This is a genomic window from Eudoraea adriatica DSM 19308 (genome assembly GCF_000382125.1).
Lineage (GTDB): Bacteria > Bacteroidota > Bacteroidia > Flavobacteriales > Flavobacteriaceae > Eudoraea > Eudoraea adriatica.
The window spans coordinates 1-2,617 of record NZ_KB907552.1; the positions used below are offsets into that span (position 1 = coordinate 1).

3 protein-coding genes are annotated in these 2,617 nt (G+C 40.7%); all 3 read left to right on the top strand.

Annotated elements, in window-relative coordinates:
* A partial coding sequence (locus G504_RS19840; protein WP_019670988.1) for a bZIP transcription factor occupies positions 1-890 on the top strand: 890 nt, incomplete at its 5' end.
* Positions 891-2,036 carry a gliding motility-associated C-terminal domain-containing protein gene (locus tag G504_RS0114870; RefSeq protein ID WP_019670989.1) on the top strand — a complete coding sequence of 382 codons (1,146 nt, stop codon included), beginning with the start codon at positions 891-893 and terminating at the stop codon, positions 2,034-2,036.
* A gap of 165 nt (positions 2,037-2,201) precedes the next feature.
* On the top strand, positions 2,202-2,617 hold a 416-nt coding region (locus G504_RS19845; RefSeq protein ID WP_040444316.1), incomplete at its 3' end, for a hypothetical protein.

Sequence of the window (2,617 nt, forward strand, 5' to 3'; positions counted from 1 at the left end):
ATCCAGCCAATGAAATTCAGACGATTACGTCTACAGATGGATCCGTTGCCCTGGTGCAAACTGGGGATGACTACGATTTATCCGTAGCAGGGGGAGGAAATAATTTAGCTAACTCCAATTTAACCCAAACAGTGAGTAATAGAACATATGACCTTGCGGGTGGAGATTTGAGATTTATTGGAACAGGTAACATGCGTATTGGTCCTAGCAATGCTGTCATTAATAATAAATTACATGTGGAAGGCACCATACGAGCAGAAGGAATTAGAAATACGTTTGGCACACTACCTGGAAGTGTTGCCTATAGTTTCGATAACGATTCTGATACCGGTATCTATAGAGCTGCTATAAACCAACTTGGCTTAGTTACATCTGGTACAGAAGCAATAAGAATAGATGCGTCTCAAAACGTAGGGGTCGGAGAACTGAATCCTACTGAAAGACTTCATGTTGGAGGCACTATTTTAGCAACTGGTAATATTAATGGGACGGATATTACAGCTACTGGTGATATAAATGTAACAGGTAGTGTATTTAGAGCAGCAATTGACCTGCATCCAGACTATGTCTTTCAAAAATACTTTTTAGATTACTCTGAAATAAATGAAAATTATAATTTCTCCAGTCTGGAGGAAATTGAGGACTTTATTAAGAAAAACTACCATTTACCCGGAATAAAATCAGCCAAAGAAGTGCAGGAAGATGGGTTTTGGAATCTAAGTGAATCCAACCTGCAGAACCTTGAAAAAATTGAAGAGTTGTTTTTACATACCATCAACCAGGAGAAAAAAATCAATCAGCTCGAAACAAAAAATCAGGCCATTCTGGAGGAGCTTAATACCCTTAAAGCAGAAATGCAGGCCATTAAAAATTTACTTAAAGAGAACTAGTTGAAAAAATTCGTTTCCATAGTATTTTTAGCAAGTATGTTTTTTGGGTATGCCCAAACCGCACTCTACAACAGCGGGAACATTCGTATTCACCAGGAGGGGCAGCTGGGCTTTCATACCAACCTTATCAATAACGCCTCTTTTGATGAAAACCTGGGCCTGGCAGGGTTTTACGGCAGTTCTTTGATCTCCGTTGACGGGGCTTTTGCACCCGTATTTTTCGATACGGAAATAGCAAATGACCTGGGCGTGCAACTCAATACAGCCTTAAACGTAACCAACAATACCAATTTTGTTGTAGGCGACTTTATTACACCCCGAAATTCAGTAGATATCTATTATAACTTTCTGCAGGATGCCTTTTATGTGGGCCCAGCAGATGGTTCTAAAATTGATGGCTATGCTACAATCACCAATCAACAAAGTTTTACATTTCCGGTAGGAGATTCGCAACAGTTGAGACCATTGATTCTAAATTCTGACGATGCCAATATATTTGCCAGATGTGCTTACTTTTTTGAGGACCCCAATAGTCCGTCCACCTTTCCTGGCTTCGATACCGACTTAAAACCAAGGACCATTGAAGCCGTCAGTACCCGGGAGTTTTGGCGTTTGGAAGGGAATGTGCCTTCTGCCATCACCCTCAGCTGGAATGCCAGAAGCGACGTAGCAGCCTTAGCTACTGAAATTAATGCAGTTACTATTATGGGCTGGAATAAGCAGGCCGGCAGATGGCTTTCTCTTGGGAATGCCGCAATAGGTGGCGATCTTACCAACGGATTTGTGAGTTCCGAGACTTTTGTCCCCGATGATTTTGAAATCATAACCTTTGGCAGTCTGGCAGAACCGGAGGATATTTTAACCCTGGATAATTATTTTGTTTCCCCCAACGGAGATGGGGTAAATGATGTTTTGGTTATTGAGGAAATGGAATTGAGCCCAAATAATAGTATCCAGATTTTTGACCGCTACGGTTTAAAGGTTTTTGAAATGGTAAATTATACTAATGAATTTGCAGGGATATCAAATACAGATAATCTAATCATTAACCGGGAACAAGGCCTCCCTGAAGGGGTCTATTTCTATGTAATTTCTCTGGATGACCTTGGACTTAATTATCAGGGATTTTTGTTTTTAGATCGATAATTTCAGACGCGTTCAAAGTCGATAAAGTACCATATTTAACGGCAATTAGTGGTCATTCTTCTTTTCACCACACATTTTACTAACTACACAACATTTTCTATAGTGGTCCCTTTCTTAGGGGTATTTTTACGTTGAATTATTGATTTCGGCCCAAATCTTAAGATAATGAATTTAAAAAAATTGCTTTTTGCACTGTTAGTCGCGTCTTCTGCTATAGTGACAGCACAGGTCAAAATAGGCGAAAATCCCAATAGCATAGATGCTGCTTCTATTTTAGAATTGGAAAGCAGTAACAAGGCTTTTGTACTCACCCGGCTAACAACAGCTCAAATGCAGGGTATTACTCCCCTACGCGGAGCTTTAGCATATAATATAGAAGCCCAATGCGTCTACCTTTATGATGGGAGTCAATGGAAGGACCTTTGTAGCGGATCTGGTTCTAATCCGGGCACTTTTACATTTGTAGATAACGGAAATGGAACATTTACGATAAACTATTCAGACGGAACCTCTTTTACTTCTTCCGACCTCACCGGTCCTCAGGGACCAGCCGGAGCTGATGGTGCTGACGGCACACAAGG